We start from the raw sequence: 1,130 nt of genomic DNA on the forward strand, positions 1-1,130 counted from the left end.
GAATTGGGCGAGGGATTCGAGGATCTCCTCGGCGGTCTTGGTCCAGATGAACGGCTTCGGGTCTGTGTTCCAGTTCCTGACCCAGGCGCGGATGTCGGCTTCGAGTGCCTGGACGTTCTTGTGTGCGCCGCGGCGGATCTTCTGGTCGGCCAGGAAGCCGAACCATCGCTCGACCTGGTTGATCCACGAGGAACCGGTCGGGGTGAAGTGCATGTGAAAGCGCGGGTGCTTGGTCAGCCACGTCCTGATCGAAGGTGTCTTGTGGGTGCCGTAGTTGTCGCAGATGAGATGGATCTGCAGGTGTGCGGGCACCTCCTTGTCGATCTTGATCAGGAACTTCTTGAACTCCGCTGCCCGGTGCCGGCGGTGCAGGGAGCTGATGACCTCGCCGGTGGCGACATCGAAGGCAGCGAACAGCGTGGTCAGGCCGTTGCGGATGTAGTCATGGGTGCGCCGCTCGGGCATGCCGGGCATTATCGGCAGCACCGGCTGGGACCGGTCCAGGGCCTGGATCTGGGACTTCTCATCCACCGAGAGGACCACCGCGCCCTCGGGCGGATTGAAGTACAGCCCGACGACGTCGTAGACCTTCTCCACAAAAAACGGGTCGGTGGACAGCTTGAAGGTGTCCGTGAGGTGCGGCTTGAGCTGGAACTTCCGCCAGATCCGGCCGACGGTCGACTTCGACAGACCGCTGTGCTCGGCCATCGACTTCCGCGACCAGTGCGTGGCGTTCTTCGGGATCTCCTCCAGTGTGGTCACCACGACCGCTTCCACCTGATCAACACCGATGGTGGGCGGTCGTCCCGGCCGGGGCTCGTCGGTCAGGCCGTCCAGCCGCTCGGTCAGGAACCGGCGCCGCCACTTGCGGACCGTGTCGGCGGCCACCCGCAACTCGCGGGCGACCACCACGATCGGCGGCACCTCCGGGCCCGCACACGCCAGCACGATCCGCGCCCGCAGGGCCAGCGCCTGAGCCGACGTCGCCCGACGCGACCACCGTTGCAACACCACTCTCTCCTCATCGGAGAGCAGCAACGGTTCGAGCTTCGGGCCCCGACGAGGGACCGAAGCACCAGAAGAAGAAGTCACGCAACAACTAACGATCAACTACTGGCGCAGGACACTAG

The 1,130-nt window shown here is 64.6% G+C and carries 1 protein-coding gene; it reads right to left on the reverse strand.

The window, feature by feature from the left end; all coding sequences use genetic code 11:
- Positions 1-1,092, reverse strand: a 1,092-nt coding sequence (locus ACZ59A_RS44895) for an IS630 family transposase (protein ID WP_470971665.1), incomplete at its 3' end; no start/stop codon positions are given.
- Between the last annotated feature and the right edge of the window lie 38 nt (positions 1,093-1,130).

It is taken from the genome of Streptomyces sp. NPDC040405 (genome assembly GCF_055595765.1).